Below are 15,934 nucleotides of genomic sequence, written 5' to 3' on the forward strand. Positions count from 1 at the left end.
GGGAGATTGGTGTAATAGCGTTCGAGATCAGGAGGCGGGGCCGAACCACATGCTGTCCAGTTTGCCCTCCGGCGTCACCAGCACCCACCAATCGCGCACGCCATGGGCATAGGTGGCGCGGTAGACATCCATGCCGCCCTCATCGACGCGCTTGAACTGTACTGATTGCAGATCGCCCAGCGGCAGCATCGCCGCCTGGATCTTCGGCAGCAGGGAGATCACGGCATCGGCCTTGTCCGCCATCAGACTGTCGCGGTCGATCTTGCCGGCCTTGATCTGGGCGATATGGGCGCGCAGGGCGGCCTCGCTGCCGGGCAGCGGCTTGTTGGATTTGACCCGTTCCGCCAGGGCCTGTTCCAGCGCCTTGCCGCGGGCATCGTCAATACGGGCGGCGGGCAGGTCGTGGCCATTCTGGTGCAGCACCACGCCACCGACCATACCTTGGCCATTCACCTGAAAACTGCCCTGAACCGGCAGATCGCGGGAGAAGAAACTGGTCGGGCTTTCCGGATAGAAGGCCATTGCCGGCTGGCCGATGACATGGGCCAGCAGATGATCGCCCTCCCGATAAACTTTCAGCGGCCGGTTGGCCATCAACGGGGTCTCATAATAGCCGGTGAACTTGTCCATGGCTTCCGGTGCCAGGGCGATGGCGGTGCGCGGCTTGGCCTGCTCGGCCATGCGGGCTGCCACGGCGGGATCAACCTTGTCCGTGCCGGTGGCGCCGGCACTGATGACGCTGGCGGGGGCCAGCAGGGCCAGCACCAGCGCCCAGCGCCGGGCATTCATCCGCAGCGGCAGGGCGCCCCCCTGCAGGATACGCTCGACGCGGGCGGTGACGGTGGCAGGCCGCGCCATGGCCAGACCGGCGGGGAGGCGGCGGGCCTTTACAGCCATGGCCACCAGGATTTCGGCATAGGTCAAGTGATCCTCCATCTGTTCAAGGGCGGCCGTGTCGCTATTGGCTTCCGCCAGCAGCGCCAGCCTGTTGTCGAGCCACCAGGCGGCCGGGCTGAACCAGAACAGGGCCCGATGCAGGGTGGAGAGAAGCAGCGTGTAGTAATCGTGCCGCTCGATATGCGACGCTTCGTGCGCCAGCACGGCTTTGCGGGTGGCAGCACTCCAGCCCGTAAAGTCAGGGGGAAGCAGGATGGTGCCGGCAATGGTCAGCGGTACGGTGATATCCTTGCTTACCCGGATATCCTGCGGCTGCGTCCATCCGTAGCGCAGCCGCTGCGCCCGGGCCCGCAGCCGCAGGCCGGCAAGGGTGCCAAGCGCCAGCCGCAGCAGCAGGGTGCCGGCCACCAGCAGATAGAGACCCAGTCCAAAATCGGACCAGCCAATGTCAAGGGTGGGCGGGCTGGCGGCCGTCAGGGTTGCCTGGGCTGCCGGTTCAGCCCGGGCGACCAGCTGTGTCGCCGGCTGCAGCCAAAACCGGATACCGTCCAGCGGTACGGTCAAGCGATCTGCGGGGGCCAGCTGCATCAGCAGCGGCATGGCAAGCGATGTTGCCAGCACGCCGCCCCAGACTGCCATCTGGGTGAAAGGGTTGGTGATACGCAGCAGGCGCAGGGCCAGCCACGCCATCCCGATGAGTACAGCCGACCGCAGGGCCGCCTCCGCCAGCAGTGCCAGCATCATTTCCCCCGTTTTCGTGCTTGTTCGATCTTTTCCGCCAGGGCTTGCAGTTGCTCCGGCGTCAGCATGTCCGTTTCCACCATGCCGACGACGACATCTTCTGCCGATCCACCGCAAAACCAGTCGACGATGCGCTTTACGGCGCGTGCCGCCACCCGGTCGCGCCCCTGTGCGGCCCGATAGATGAAGGTCCGTCCTTCCACGTCATGGGTGAGATAGCCTTTCTCCTCCAGCCGTTTCAGGACAGTGCGAACCGTGGATTCCTTCAACGGGCGGCTAAGCATCTCTCGCACCGCATCAGCGTTGACCGGCCCACGTCGCCAGACCAGGTCCATGATCTCCCGTTCGAGATCGCCCAGGTCTGACGGATTGTGATTGTCTGTAGTGCTATCGTTCATAGTGCTACAGTGTGTAGCATTAAAGGGGTGAGGCGACAAGCGGTTTCCATGCGGGGGGTGAAAAACAAAAAGCCCGCCGCGGCGGGCTGCCGGGCGGGCTTTTGCTGACTCCCCCGGTAAAGGGGTGCCTTTTGGGTACCTTACTTGAAGGCGATCCCCACAACCTCGTAGCTCTTGGAGCCGCCGGGGGTGGTGACTTCCACATTGTCGCCGACGGACTTGCCGATCAGCGCGCGGGCCAGCGGGCTGGTGATAGCGATCAGGCCCTGCTTGATGTCGCTCTCATCCTGACCGACGATCTGATAGGTCACCTCTTCATCGGTGTCCTCGTCAGCCAGGGTGATGGTGGCACCGAACTTCACGGCATTGCCGGAAAGCCGGGTGGGGTCAATCACCTCGGCGCGGCTGATCTTGTCTTCCAGCTCCATCACCCGGCCTTCGATGAAGCTCTGCTTCTCGCGGGCCGCATGATATTCGGCATTTTCCGACAGATCGCCGTGTTCGCGGGCTTCGGCGATCGCCTTGATCACCGCCGGCCGCTCAACGCTCTTCAGGTGCTTCAACTCATCCTGCAGCCGGTTATACCCCCGGGCCGTCATGGGAACCTTTTCCATCGTACCTTTTTCCCAAGAGATTAGGTGGCGCCGAAATAAAAAACCCCGACGGTGCGGCCATGGGGCCGCACCGCAGACCAACCTTCTTAGTAAGACCCGCTCAGATAGGACTGAAGCGGAGCCACTTCAAGATTGCCGGTCTTCAGGCCTGAGATGGCTTCGACCGCTGCCTCAGCACCCGCCACCGTCGTGTAGTAGGGGATGTTATTGGTCAGGGCCGTGCGGCGCAAGCTGAAGCTGTCAGACATCGCCTGCGGTCCTTCAACAGTGTTGAACACCAGTTGGACCGCGCCATTGATCATTTCATCGACAATATGGGGCTGGCCTTCCAGCACCTTGTTCACTGCCCGTACCGTGATGCCGGCATCGGTCAGGAACTTGGCGGTACCCTTGGTGGCGATGATCTTGAAACCCAACCCGGCCAGGGTGCGGGCCACCGGCACCATGGCCGGCTTGTCGCGCTCCCGCACGGAGATGAACACCGTGCCTTCACGCGGCAGGGTGACGCCGGCGCCCAGCTGGCTCTTGGCGAAGGCCATGGCAAAATTCTTGTCCAGGCCCATCACCTCGCCGGTGGAACGCATTTCCGGCCCCAGCAGGATGTCGACGCCGGGGAAACGGTTGAACGGGAACACGGCTTCCTTCACCGCCATGTGCGGCGGGAACGGGCCGTTCAGCTTGAAGTCCGCCAGCTTTTCCCCGGCCATGACGCGGGCGGCCACCTTGGCGATGGCCGTGCCGGTGGCCTTGGCCACGAACGGCACCGTGCGGCTGGCGCGCGGATTGACTTCCAGGATGTAGATGTCGAAGCCGCCGGGGCCGGAACCATCGGCAGACTGCTTCACCGCAAACTGGATGTTCATCAGGCCGACAACGTTCAGCCCCTTGGCCAGCTTCACCGCCTGGACCGACAGTTCATCCACCACAGCCTTGGACAGGGTGTAGGGCGGCAGGGCGCAGGCGCTGTCACCGGAATGAATACCGGCTTCTTCGATATGCTCCATGATGCCGGCGACATAGACCGCACCCGTGGCATCGGCCACGGCGTCCACATCCACCTCGATGGCATCTTGCAGATAGCTGTCAATCAGCACCGGGTTCTTGCCCGAGACCTTCACAGCGGTGGCGATATAACGGTGCAGACCGGCCATATCATGGACGATTTCCATCGCCCGGCCGCCCAGCACATAGGAGGGGCGGATGACGACGGGGAAGCCGATCTTGTTGGCAACCGCCACCGCCTCTTCCAGCGAACGGGCCAGGCCGTTGGCCGGCTGGCGCAGGTCCAGCTTGTGCAGCAGCTGCTGGAACCGTTCCCGGTCTTCGGCCAGATCGATGGCGTCCGGCGTGGTGCCCAGGATGGGAATGCCGGCGGCTTCCAGATCGCGGGCCAGCTTCAGCGGGGTCTGGCCGCCGAACTGCACGATCAGGCCCAGCACCTCGCCATTCTGCTGCTCCTTGCGGACCAGTTCGATCACGTCTTCGGCCGTCAGCGGCTCGAAATACAGACGGTCGGCGGTGTCATAGTCGGTGGAAACCGTTTCCGGGTTGCAGTTGACCATGATCGTCTCATAGCCCGCTTCCTGCAGGGCATAGACGGCATGGACGCAGCAATAATCGAACTCGATCCCCTGGCCGATACGGTTCGGCCCGCCACCCAGGATGATGACCTTCTTGCGGTCCGTCGGCGCGCTTTCGCACTCCGCCGGCTCCAGCCCGTTGCCTTCATATGTCGAGTACATATAGGGCGTGCGGCTGGCGAACTCGGCGGCACAGGTGTCGATGCGCTTGAACACCGGCACGATGCCCTTGGCCCGGCGGGCGGCGGCCACAGCCTCTTCGCTGCTGCCCGTCAGCTCGGCGATGCGGGCATCGCTGAAACCCATGGACTTGATGCGGTTGAAGCGCTCGGCATCCAGGCCGGCCAGCCCGGCCGCCTTGATGGTGGCTTCCTCGGCAACGATGTCCTGGATCTGACGCAGGAACCAGGGATCGACCTTGCAGGCCTCAAACACTTGATCCACCGTCAAGCCATGGCGGAAGGCCTGGGCGATATACAGCAGCCGTTCACTGGTGGGGCGCGACAATGCGGCGCGGATCTTCAGCGGGTCGACCACGCCGCTGCCGCCGGTCAGGTCCACTTCATTGAAGCCGGTCAGGCCGGTTTCCATCGACCGCAGGGCCTTTTGCACCGACTCGGCGAAGGTGCGGCCGATGGACATGGCCTCACCGACCGACTTCATCGAGGTGGTCAGCGTGGTGTCGGCGCCGGGGAACTTCTCGAACGCGAAGCGCGGCATCTTCGTGACGACGTAATCAATCGTCGGCTCGAAGCTGGCCGGCGTCGTGCCGGTAATATCGTTGGTCAGCTCATCCAGCGTATAGCCGACGGCCAGCTTGGCCGCGATCTTGGCGATCGGGAAGCCGGTGGCCTTGGATGCCAGCGCGGAGGAGCGCGACACGCGGGGGTTCATCTCGATCACGACCATGCGGCCGGTATCGGGATTGACGCCGAACTGCACGTTCGACCCGCCGGTATCCACACCGATCTCGCGCAGTACCGTCAGGCTGGCATTGCGCATGATCTGGTATTCTTTGTCGGTCAGCGTCAGGGCGGGGGCCACGGTGATGCTGTCGCCGGTATGCACGCCCATCGGATCGATATTCTCGATGGCGCAGATGATGATGCAGTTGTCGCGGCTGTCGCGCACAACTTCCATCTCATATTCCTTCCAACCGAGGACCGACTCCTCGATCAGCACCTCATGCACCGGGCTGGCCCGCAGGCCGCCGCGCACGATATCCTCAAACTCCGCCCGGTTATAGGCGATGCCGCCGCCGGTGCCGGCCAGCGTGAAGCTGGGGCGGATGATGGCGGGCAGGCCGACGAACGCCAGACCCTCCAGCGCCTCCTCATAGGTCTTCACCAGCAGGGAGCGCGGGCTTTCCAGCCCGATCTTATCCATGGCGTCGCGGAATTTCAGGCGGTCTTCCGCCTTTTCGATGACGTCGGCCTTGGCGCCGATCATCTCCACACCCAGCCGGTCCAGCGTGCCGTCGCGGAACAGGGTCAGCGCCGTATTCAGCGCCGTCTGGCCGCCCATGGTGGGCAGCAGCGCGTCGGGCCGCTCCTTCTCCAGGATCTTGGCAACCATGGCCGGGGTGATCGGCTCGATATAGGTTGCGTCGGCCAGACCGGGATCGGTCATGATGGTGGCCGGGTTGGAATTGACGAGGATGACCCGGTAGCCTTCCTCCTTCAGCGCCTTACAGGCCTGGACGCCGGAATAATCGAATTCGCAGGCCTGGCCGATAATGATCGGCCCCGCGCCGATGATGCAGATGGATTTGATGTCGGTGCGTTTCGGCATGTTCAGTCGGACCGTCGTCTTACGGGCGGGAAGGGCGATATGGTCGCACGAAAACGCCCCTTACACCCACTACAGGTGCGGGGGACGTCCAGCTGAGGCGCCTATATAGAGGGGTCGGCCGCATTGGTGAAGTGCCGAGCTTGGGGCGCTGGGATGCGCGGGGCGGGAGGCATGGGCCTTGCCGTGTCCAAAAAGGGGAATTACACGCAGCAGTAGGAAATTCCTTGCCTACAACGGTAACTTGCACGAAATCGGCTTTTGCTTCCGGTAAAAGCGCGTAAAATTAGATCGCTTGGTATTCTTACTCAATCCCGGTGGAGGGATGTGCTTGATCGAGTCCCTGACCGGCATCGCCAATCTTTTTTCTTCCTTTCCGCTTCCCGTGCTTGTGTTGCGCGATGAGGGCGGGCGGCTGGTGGTCGCCTTTGCCAATGATGCATTCGGTGCCCTGGCTGGGCTGGATGCGGCGGGGATGGAGAATATGTCGGCTGCCCTGCTGCAGCGGGTGGAGGGGCAGCCCGACCCCGGCCCGGCCATCATGCGGGTGATGCATCAGGGATCGGTGCTGGATATTGAGGTTGGGTTGATGCGCCGGGGCGGGCGTGTGTCGCTGCGGCTGGTCGGCCAGGGGCTGCGGACCATCGACGATGTTCCTATATTCCTGGGAATCGCCCGCGATAATGGGGAATTCCAGAAGCTGGCGCAGGCGCGCGCCTCCTCCGAACTGATGTTGAGCGCCGTTATCGGCAATATCGACCTGCCGATGCTGATGTTGAGCGATGAGGGGCGCATTGTGCTGGTGAACCCGGCCATGCTGCGCCTGATCGAACGCCCCATTGATGAAATCTCCGGCAAGCATTTTTCCGTGCTGGTGCCGATTGATGACTGGCCGGCGCTGTCCCCCCGCTTTCATGAAGCGCTGCAGAGCGATGAGGAGAGCCGGCGGGCCCTGCGCCTGCTGACTGGCCGGGGCAAGCCGATCCAGGTGGAAATTCAGGGCAAACCGGTGCGCCAGGTCAGCGGCCGGCGGCTGCGGATGCTGACCTGCGCCTCGCTGGAGGATATGCTGTCCGGCCCGCGCGGCAGCCTGAGCGAGTTGCCCGACCGCGCGGCGGCCGATCCTTCGCGCCCGCTGATCGCCGGGCGCCTGCAACTGATCGGCTTGGATGATGTGCGCACCGCCCTGGGGGAACGCTGGGGGCAGGTGCGCGTGCAGGCACTGGCCATTGCCGAGGGGGTGATTCGCCGCCATCTGGGGGCGGAGGATATGCTGGAACGCACGGCCGATGACAGCTTTGTCATCTTTTTTGGCGAGTTGCCGGAGGCGGAGGCGTCGATCCGCGCGCGGGAGATCGCCCAGCAGATTCGCAACCGCCTGCTGGGCAACAGCACCGCGTCGCTGGAAGCCCAGGTGGAAAGCTTTGCCGCTGAAGTGGATGTGGCGGATGACGGCTTTGACGAGGGCGGCATTGCCGACGTGCTGCTGGCCAAACTGGCGCAACGGCGCGAAGAAAGCCGCCAGCAGGTATCCCGCCTGTTGAAGACCGCCTTGCAAAAGGCGACGCTGGACCCGATTCAGGTGACCCAGCCCGAAGGCTATCCGATTCCCTTCTATATTGCCGATCTGGCACACCCCTGGCGGGATGATATTGCCAGCGCCCTGATGTCCATCGCCGATGATCTGAATGTCAGCTTCGAGGCGGATCTGGTCACCCTGTCGGTGGCGATGGACTGGCATCGGCCGGGCAAGCGCGATGCCACGCTGATCATGCCGGTACGGTTTGAAAACCTGATGCTGCCGCGCCTGCTGGACCGCTATGTGGAGGTATCGCGCAATCTGCCGGTGGAGCTGCGCCGGCAGCTGATGTTCCATCTGGTGCAGATGCCGGCCGGCACCGCCGGTTCGCGCATTTCCGGCATGGTGCAGACTCTGGGGCCGCACTGCAAAGGCATCGCCATTGAACTGAATGGCGTGGATCATGTGCTGGACCCGCTGGGCACCCGCGTGTCCGTTGTTTCCATCGATTATGAATTGCTGGGGCCGCTGGACGGGCCGGGCCGGGCGCGGTTGCAACGGCTGCTGCGCACCTATCATCTGCGCAAGATGCGGCTGCTAATCACAAAGGTGCCGCGGGAGGAAGATGCCTTCCGGCTGGCCAGCGATGGGGTGGATATGGTGGCGTTGGCCCGTTGAAACGGGGGCCGGATCAGGGGCGAATGAAATAGCGCCTGATATCCTCCAGCCGCGCGGTGAAAACCTCGCAGCGGCCCGTATCCTGATCCTTGAAGAAATAAACCCGGTCCGGGCTGCGCTTTTGCCCCGGATCATAGATATTGAAGGAGAGGGAGCCGAATCCCACCCCCATCGGCCGTTCCCCCGGTCCGAAGGCCCGGTAATGCAGATTGATCTGCTGCACGAACAGGTTCCGCCGGCAAAGCTGGCTCAGTTCCCGGCTGGGTGTCAGCAGGGTGTCGGACGGTTTATCAAAGGCAAAGACGATACGCTGTTGGTATTGCGGGGTCGGGCGCTGCGGCGCGATGGCCCCGTTATGCCAGCTCTGCCAGGGCAGCCGCCCCAGGGCACCTTCCGGCTGTGGGCGCGGGCGCTGCTGTATCTCCGCTCTGGCCGGCAAGGCGGCAAATCCCGCCAGCAGCAGGAAAAGCAGGGCGCGCAGCAGCTTTGGCAAGGAGAGACCTCAGCGGTTGATCATGTAGCGCGCCAGGAAGCGCGCCACCGCCTGTTTACTGGCATCGGGTAGATTGGTGAAGTTGATCTTCGCCGTCTTGCCATCAACCGTGGCGACGGTGCCGGTCCCCTTCAGCGCCAGATTCTGCTTGGGGTCCTTCAGTGCGAGATCGAAAGTGACGCTTTGCCCCACCTTCAATTTGGTGCCGGTGACGGTCACGCTGCTGATGCCCAGGTTGGCCACGGACAATTGTTTGCCGTCAATATGAAGATGGGCGGTGTAATTCGGTACGGAAACCTTTTCCGTGACATTTATTTTAAGGAAGTCAAACATGCCCATCGGCGATCTCCGCAGCCTGAAAGGCTAGTCTAAGCCAATTCGGCTTTTCAGGATACAAGCCGATACGTGTCCATAGGGATGGGGTGGGGCCATAATCTCGCGCGCATGAAACTTCCGGCGCTGATCGGTGTTGCTGCAAGGGGCCGGCACGGGGCTGGCCCGATGGCAGTAATGGGGATCAGGATGACCGGCAGCACCAATGTTATCGAACGGGAGATTGAAGAGGCCCGCGCCGGCATGACCCGCGCGGCGGCGGAGATTGAGCGGCGGCTGCAACCGGAAACCCTGGTGGATAGCGCGCTCGGCCTGTTCCAGCGCAACGGCCCGGCCCGCGCCATTGTGGATGAGGTGACCGATCTGGCCCTGCGCAACCCGGTACCTGTGCTTATGATCGGGTTGGGTCTGGCCTGGCTGGCCCTGGATTTCAGCCGCCACCGCCCGCCCGCCCCCCGCCGCACCGCCCACACGGATCAGCCGGCCCCGCCAGCCGGGGCGGACGGTCCGGTGGCCCCCACCGCTGATACGATCCTGGGCCTGACGCCCAGCCATGAATCCGCCGCCATGGCCGCCCATGTGTTTGCCGATGCGGGGATGGAGGGTGCAGAAGGGCGACGGTTGTAGGGGTGTGTCTGAAACTTCCCCTTTTGTTGCCCTGCCGTAGTCTCTATCTGAAAAGTTGTCGTGCTTTTCGAAACCTCGCGATCTCACCGCCGTCATTCTCCGCGAAGGCGGGAATGACGGTTAAGGGACTGGAAAAGCATAAGAAGCTTATCAACAAACATGGATGGAAAGCCACTTGGCTGTGGCGTCAGTGGGATGGTAACGCCGGCGCCCGGTTGGGTGATGGCGCCGGAGGCAAAACGGGAACTGCTGGCCCGTCTGCTGCAAATGCTGCGCGATGCCATGCTGGTCTTGCTGAAAGTGTCCAAGCCCCCCGCCCAGGCGGTGGTGGTGGAACTGCGATCCTTGACCAAGGATATGTACCAGGGGGCACGCCCCAAACTTGTGAAGATCGGCAGCGCCTTGATCGTTGGCAGCGTCCTGACCGCCACCGCCTACGTCGCCGGCCCCTTGGCCACCCTGGCCGAAAAGGTTCCACAGTTGAAAGAGATTTCCGAGGTAGTCAAGTCGTTGAAGGATATCGTTGATAAGTGAGGTTGCCGCCTGTTATCCATTGGTTATCTTCAATTGCGTTGCCCCAGACCAGCATTCGGAGTTGATGGCCTTTCCACTCTGAAACACTAAGTGAATTTTGTTGCATAGTGTTGCGTAGAGGGGGAATTTTTCGGAGTTGACGGCTCACCAACTCCGTATGGTTCAACTCATGGCCCCTTTGCCACCAGGGCAAACCGGTCCATAATCCTTATCCGATCACCGGGATGCCGGAGGGATGAAATGGAAGAGCTGTCAACGGTGGAGGCACAGGCGCAGTTTGCCCGTCTGATCGACCGTGCCCGCAAGGGGGAGGAGACAGTGATCACCGACCATGGCCGCCCCGGGGCGCGGCTGTCGCCGGTGGAGCCGGCTGAGATAGATGGCTTCGCGGATTGGGAGACCGTCTGGCAGCGTATGCGAGAACGGGCCAATGCCGCCGGGATTGCTCCTTTTACGGATGATGAGCGAAAGTCCCTGCGGGACGAGGGGCGTCGGTGAGTACAGCCTATCTGGCATTGGCCCTGGATTTGGGTCTGCCTCTGGCCAGCATCGACAAGCAACTGCTGCAGGTTGCCACTCTCTTGGGCGTTCCCACTCTCTAACCCCACCCCCCGATTGCACCGGGCAGCCCGCTGCGGTACAAGGCCCGCAAACCTTTTGCAGATGCTTACCTGAAGGATGCCGCCATGGCCGCTTATCAATATGTCTATGTGATGAAGGGTGTGACCAAGGTCTATCCTGGCGGCAAAAAGGTGTTTGAAAACATCTGGCTGTCCTTCTACCCCGGCGCCAAGATCGGCGTGCTGGGCGTGAATGGCGCCGGTAAGTCCACCCTGCTGAAGATCATGGCCGGGCTGGACAAGGATTATAATGGCGAGGCCTGGGCCGCCGAGGGTGTGAAGGTCGGCTATCTGCCGCAGGAACCGCATTTGAACCCGGACAAGAATGTCTGGGACAATGTGATGGAAGGTGTGGGCGAAACCAAGGCGCTGCTGGACCGGTTCAACGCCGTGTCGGAAGCCATGGGCGACCCGGATGCCGATTTCGACACGCTGATGGCCGAACAGGCCGAATTGCAGGAAAAGATCGACGCGGCCGACGCCTGGGATCTGGACCGCACGGTCGAAATCGCCATGGACGCGCTGCGCTGCCCGGCCGGTGATGCCGCCGTGGACAAGCTGTCGGGTGGTGAAAAGCGCCGCGTGGCGCTCTGCAAGCTGCTGCTGTCCAAGCCCGATATGCTGCTGCTGGACGAACCGACCAACCATCTGGACGCCGAAAGCGTGGCCTGGCTGCAGCGCTTCCTGGCCGAATATCCCGGCACCGTGGTGATGGTCACCCACGATCGTTACTTCCTGGATGCCGTCACCGGCTGGATTCTGGAACTGGATCGCGGCTCGGGCATTCCGTACGAGGGCAATTACTCCGCCTGGCTGGAACAGAAGCAGAAGCGTCTGGAACAGGAAGGCCGGGAGGAAGGCGCCAAGCAGAAGCAGTTGGCCCAGGAACTGGAATGGGTGCGCGCCAGCCCGAAGGCCCGTCAGGCCAAGTCCAAGGCCCGTATCCAGGCTTATGAGGAATTGCTGGCTTCCGCCAACCAGAAGGAAGCCATTGGCGAAACCCGTATCGTCATCCCCACGCCGCCGCGCCTGGGCAATGTGGTGATCGAGGCGGAGAACCTGCGCAAGGGCTTTGGCGACCGGTTGCTGATCGACGATCTGTCCTTCCGCCTGCCGCCCGGTGGCATTGTCGGTATCATCGGCCCCAACGGTGCCGGTAAGACCACCCTGTTCCGCATGATCACCGGCCAGCAGCAGCCCGATGGCGGTACCTTCCGCGTGGGTGAAACGGTGCAGCTGGGCTATGTCGACCAGAGCCGTGACAGCCTGGATGACAAGAAGAATGTCTGGGAGGAAATCTCCGGCGGGCTGGACGTGATCGAGCTGGGCAAGAAGTCCATGCCGAGCCGCGCCTATGTGTCGGCCTTCAACTTCCGCGGGCCGGATCAGCAGAAGAAGCTGGGCCAGCTGTCGGGTGGTGAGCGCAACCGCGTGCATCTGGCCAAGATGCTGAAGTCCGGCGCCAATGTCCTGCTGCTTGACGAACCGACCAACGATCTGGACGTCGAAACCCTGCGCGCCCTGGAAGAGGCGTTGAGCACCTTCCCCGGCTGCGCCGTGGTCATCAGCCATGATCGCTGGTTCCTGGACCGTCTGGCCACCCACATCCTGGCGTTTGAGGGTGACAGCCAGGTGGTTTGGTTCGAAGGCAACTATGCCGATTACGAGGCGGACAAGCGCCGCCGTCTGGGGGCGGAGGCTGACCAGCCGCACCGCATCAAGTACAAGCCGCTGGAACGCTGATCTGTCCCAGATAGTGCTTATGGCGAGCGATTCCCCCGTCGGGCAACCGATGGGGGAATTTCTTTTTTGTGGCACCTTTCCAGCCCGGTTTCGCCGCTGTCTGGCCACAAGCCATCAGGATTAATACCAGGGTAGAAGAACACAGGGCAAAACTGCCCCAAAAAAGGATGCCCATCATGCGCTTGGCCTTGATTCCGCTTGGTGCCGTGCTTTTGCTTTCCGCTTGCGCCCCTGATCCTTTCCTGGAAGACGGCCGGCGCCGCAATGAGGAAATCAGCGAAAGGGTGATCCGGCTGGCCGAATTGCGGGCCATCTGTGCAGGCAATCCGCAAGTGCCGGGCCGCGGCCTGACGCCGGATGAGGTGTTGGAGCAGACCAGCAGCCTTCTCCGGCTGAAATCGCTGGCCCCGGATATCTGGCCGCAGGTGCCCTTATTCCATCCGCGGGTGGAAGCGATCAGGCAGGTCTGTGCCGGCGACCCTTCGCGGAATATACCGGGCCGGGCGATGACGGCGGCGGAATGGCAGGAGATCCTGGCGATTCTTTATCCGCCCAAACAGGAAAATACCTATGCCCCTGGTTCCTTCGGTACCCAGCCGACCTATGGAAGGGTGATCTGGGAAGAGGAAGTCTGGAGCGAACCCGCCTGGCGCAGCGACCGATATTGGGAATATGAGCGGGATCGCTATAGTCGTGACCGCTATTATGACCGTGATCACCCCCGTCGTGACCGCGATGATCGTTGGCTGCCGCCGCCCCCACCGGTGGGGCGGAGTGACTGGGAGCGTGAGCAGGAACGCCAGCGGGACCGCGCCGACGCGCAGCGCCGGGCAGAGGAGGCCCGTCGCCAGATAGAGCGGGCGGCGCGCGACCGGGATGACCGTGCCCGTCACGACGCGGAAGAGGCGCGCCGCCGCATGGAGGAAGAGAGCCGCCGCAACACCCAGCAGCAGGTTCGTGAGCAGGAGGACCGTGCGCGCCGCAGTGCGGAAGAGGCGCGTCGCCGCATGGAGGAAGAGAGCCGCCGCAACACCCAGCAGCAGGTTCGTGAGCAGGAGGAGCGTGCCCGCCGCAGTGCGGAAGAGGCGCGCCACCGCATGGAGGAGGAAAGCCGCCGCAACGCTCAGCAGCAGGAAGCGCGGGAGCGGGAGGAGCGTGCCCGACGCGATGCGGAAGAGGTACGCCGCCGCATGGAGGAGGACAGCCGCCGCAACGCCCAGCAGCAGGAAGCGCGGGAGCGGGAGGAGCGTGCCCGCCGTGATGCGGATGAAGCCCGTCAGCGGGCAGAAGAAGACCGCCGCCGTGCTGCCCAGCAGGAGGCACAGGAACAGGCACGCCGGCAGGCCGAGGAAGCCCGCCGGTCCCTGGTGGACGGTCCCAATGCTCCCCGGGTTCGGCCAGACTGATCCCTGGCCGATACCCCGCCGTCAGCTCAGCCGCGGGCCCGCACGCCCAGCATGTGACAGATGGCAACCGTCAGATCAGCCCGGTTCATGGTGTAGAAGTGGAACTGCTTCACACCATGCCGCGCCAGATAGCGGCATTGTTCAATAGCCACGGTGGCAGCGACGAGGTGACGGGTTTCCGGCGCCTCGTCCAGCCCCTCAAACAGCTCGCGCATCCAGGCGGGGATGGCGGTATTGCACTTCTCCCCCATCTCCACCGCCTTCTTGAAATTCAGGATCGGCAGGATGCCGGGCACCATGGGCACATCGATGCCAGCGGCGGCCGTCTTGTCGCGGAAGCGCAGGAAGGCATCCGCATCGAAAAAGAACTGGCTGATGGCGCGGTTGGCCCCGGCATCCACCTTGCGCTTCAGATTATCCAGATCCACCTGGGCGCTGGGTGCCTCCGGATGTACTTCCGGGAAGCAGGCGACGGAAATGTCGAAATCGCCGATGCGCTTCAGCCCGGCCACCAGATCGGCGGCATAGGCATAGCCGCCCGGATGCGGTTCATAGCCGCGCCCGCCCAGGCCGCCGGTGCCATCGGCCCGCGGCGGCGGATCGCCGCGCAGGGCCACGATATGACGGATGCCCGCATCCCAATAGGCCCGCGCGATCTCGTCAATCTCTTCCTTGGTCGCCGCCACACAGGTCAGATGGGCAGCGGCGGGAATGCCGGTCTGGTCCTGGATGGCCGTCACCGTGGCATGGGTGCGTTCGCGGGTGGAACCGCCGGCGCCATAGGTGACGGACATGAAGGCCGGCTTCAGCGGGGCCAGCCGATGGATGGCCGCCCAGAGATTTTCATGCATCTTCTCCGTCTTGGGCGGGAAGAATTCGAAACTGACCGTCAGGTCGCCGGGGGCTGTGATCAGGGGGGCCGAAAGATCGGCAACGGGCAGGCTCATGGCGCGGCTCCAGACAGGGCGGCTTGGCGGTTGGACAGGGAAGGGGTTTCAGCCCGGCGCACGGCGCGCCAGATGCAGACAGTCAGCGGATCGCCCGGCAATTGGGTGACGGGTGCGGGGTCCAGCCCCGCCCGTTTCAGCCAGCTGCGTATTTCCGCATCGGTGAAGCCCAGACGGCGGTGGGCATGATCGGTGCGCAGCGATTCCTGTTCATGGCGGTCGAAATCCACCACCAGCATGGTGCCGCCGGGGCGCAGCAGGCGCGCCGCCTCTGCCAGCGCCTCGGCCGGGGTTTCGGCGAAATGCAGCACTTGATGGAAGATCACCGCATCCTGACTCTGGCCCGGCAGGGCCAGCTGGTACATGTCGCCCAGCCGCACCTGGCAATGGCGCAGCCCGGCCTTTTCCAGATTCACCCGCGCCACCGCCAGCATTTCGCGTGAACTGTCGATGCCCAGTCCATGGCTGATGCGCGGGCCGAACAGTTCCAGCATCCGGCCGGTGCCGGTGCCGACATCCAGCAGATCATGCACGCCCTCAGCCGGCAGCAGCGACAGCAGCGCCTGCTCCACCTCCCGTTCCGGGACATGCAGGCTGCGAATCTGGTGCCAGCGGGCGGCATTCTCACTGAAATAAAGCTGGGCGGCGGCGCGGCGGCCTTCCTTGATCGTCTCCAGCCGTTCCAGGTCCAGCGACAGGCCGGCATCGTCGGCGGGAATCGCATCCACCAGGGTGCGGGCCAGCTCCGCCACATTGCCGCGCTCCGCCAGCCGGTAATAGGCCCAGATGCCTTCACGGAACCGTTCCAGCAACCCCGCCTCGCAAAGCAATTTCAGATGACGGGAAACACGCGGCTGGCTCTGCCCTAGAATCTGGGTAAGCTCAGTCACGGACAATTCGCCATGGGCGCACAGCGACAGCATCCGCAGCCTTGTTGGCTCCGCCGCGGCCTTCAGCGCATTCAACAGAAAATCCATGGCACCTGACCTTTCATTCTCTGTATCAATATATAAAGA

General features: G+C 63.3%; 14 protein-coding genes. 6 read left to right on the forward strand and 8 right to left on the reverse strand.

What is annotated here, in order from left to right:
* Positions 1 to 27: 27 nt before the first annotated feature.
* The 4 genes from CHB97_RS03990 to carB all read right to left on the reverse strand — a co-directional run bounded on the left by CHB97_RS03990 (position 28) and on the right by carB (position 6,021).
* Complete coding sequence (locus CHB97_RS03990; protein ID WP_089286600.1) at positions 28 to 1,641, reverse strand: M56 family metallopeptidase; 1,614 nt, start codon at positions 1,639 to 1,641, stop codon at positions 28 to 30.
* On the reverse strand, positions 1,638 to 2,036 hold the full coding sequence (locus CHB97_RS03995) for a BlaI/MecI/CopY family transcriptional regulator (RefSeq protein WP_089286601.1): 399 nt from the start codon (positions 2,034 to 2,036) through the stop codon (positions 1,638 to 1,640). Before CHB97_RS03995 ends, CHB97_RS03990 begins: the two co-directional genes overlap by 4 nt.
* 140 nt (positions 2,037 to 2,176) lie before the next feature.
* Positions 2,177 to 2,650 carry a transcription elongation factor GreA gene (gene greA / locus CHB97_RS04000; RefSeq protein ID WP_089286602.1) on the reverse strand — a complete coding sequence of 158 codons (474 nt, stop codon included), beginning with the start codon at positions 2,648 to 2,650 and terminating at the stop codon, positions 2,177 to 2,179.
* Between the two features lie 86 nt (positions 2,651 to 2,736).
* On the reverse strand, positions 2,737 to 6,021 hold the full coding sequence (carB, locus tag CHB97_RS04005) for a carbamoyl-phosphate synthase large subunit (RefSeq protein WP_089286603.1): 3,285 nt from the start codon (positions 6,019 to 6,021) through the stop codon (positions 2,737 to 2,739).
* A 328-nt stretch (positions 6,022 to 6,349) separates the two neighbouring features.
* Between carB and CHB97_RS04010 the strand changes: the two genes are divergently transcribed.
* Positions 6,350 to 8,215, forward strand: coding sequence for a PAS domain-containing protein (locus CHB97_RS04010; RefSeq protein WP_160105533.1), 1,866 nt, complete (start codon positions 6,350 to 6,352; stop codon positions 8,213 to 8,215).
* Between the two features lie 13 nt (positions 8,216 to 8,228).
* Here CHB97_RS04010 and CHB97_RS04015 read toward each other — a convergent pair whose 3' ends face one another.
* Complete coding sequence (locus tag CHB97_RS04015; protein ID WP_089286605.1) at positions 8,229 to 8,708, reverse strand: hypothetical protein; 480 nt, start codon at positions 8,706 to 8,708, stop codon at positions 8,229 to 8,231.
* A gap of 9 nt (positions 8,709 to 8,717) precedes the next feature.
* Complete coding sequence (locus tag CHB97_RS04020; RefSeq protein ID WP_143270695.1) at positions 8,718 to 9,041, reverse strand: PilZ domain-containing protein; 324 nt, start codon at positions 9,039 to 9,041, stop codon at positions 8,718 to 8,720.
* A 189-nt stretch (positions 9,042 to 9,230) separates the two neighbouring features.
* Here CHB97_RS04020 and CHB97_RS04025 point away from each other — a divergent pair, with 189 nt between their 5' ends.
* From CHB97_RS04025 to CHB97_RS04045, 5 genes are all read left to right on the forward strand, one after another.
* A complete protein-coding gene (locus tag CHB97_RS04025; protein WP_160105535.1) occupies positions 9,231 to 9,668 on the forward strand; it encodes a DUF3618 domain-containing protein in 438 nt (145 codons plus the stop codon).
* Between the two features lie 195 nt (positions 9,669 to 9,863).
* Positions 9,864 to 10,202 carry a hypothetical protein gene (locus tag CHB97_RS04030; RefSeq protein ID WP_089286608.1) on the forward strand — a complete coding sequence of 113 codons (339 nt, stop codon included), beginning with the start codon at positions 9,864 to 9,866 and terminating at the stop codon, positions 10,200 to 10,202.
* Positions 10,203 to 10,442: 240 nt separating this feature from the next.
* Positions 10,443 to 10,700, forward strand: coding sequence for a type II toxin-antitoxin system Phd/YefM family antitoxin (locus CHB97_RS04035; protein ID WP_089286609.1), 258 nt, complete (start codon positions 10,443 to 10,445; stop codon positions 10,698 to 10,700).
* Positions 10,701 to 10,888: 188 nt separating this feature from the next.
* Positions 10,889 to 12,565 carry an energy-dependent translational throttle protein EttA gene (gene ettA, locus CHB97_RS04040; protein WP_089286610.1) on the forward strand — a complete coding sequence of 559 codons (1,677 nt, stop codon included), beginning with the start codon at positions 10,889 to 10,891 and terminating at the stop codon, positions 12,563 to 12,565.
* Positions 12,566 to 12,741: 176 nt separating this feature from the next.
* On the forward strand, positions 12,742 to 13,971 hold the full coding sequence (locus tag CHB97_RS04045) for a hypothetical protein (RefSeq protein WP_089367394.1): 1,230 nt from the start codon (positions 12,742 to 12,744) through the stop codon (positions 13,969 to 13,971).
* Positions 13,972 to 13,997: 26 nt separating this feature from the next.
* Here the strand turns inward: CHB97_RS04045 and metF are convergent, their stop codons facing one another.
* Together metF and CHB97_RS04055 are read right to left on the reverse strand one after the other, a co-directional pair.
* Positions 13,998 to 14,918, reverse strand: a complete 921-nt coding sequence (metF, locus tag CHB97_RS04050; RefSeq protein ID WP_089286612.1) for a methylenetetrahydrofolate reductase — start codon at positions 14,916 to 14,918, stop codon at positions 13,998 to 14,000.
* The gene (locus CHB97_RS04055; RefSeq protein ID WP_089286613.1) at positions 14,915 to 15,895 is read right to left on the reverse strand and encodes a metalloregulator ArsR/SmtB family transcription factor; all 981 of its coding nucleotides are present in this window, start codon (positions 15,893 to 15,895) and stop codon (positions 14,915 to 14,917) included. Before CHB97_RS04055 ends, metF begins: the two co-directional genes overlap by 4 nt.
* Between the last annotated feature and the right edge of the window lie 39 nt (positions 15,896 to 15,934).

The organism is Azospirillum sp. RU38E, assembly GCF_900188385.1.
Lineage (GTDB): Bacteria > Pseudomonadota > Alphaproteobacteria > Azospirillales > Azospirillaceae > Niveispirillum.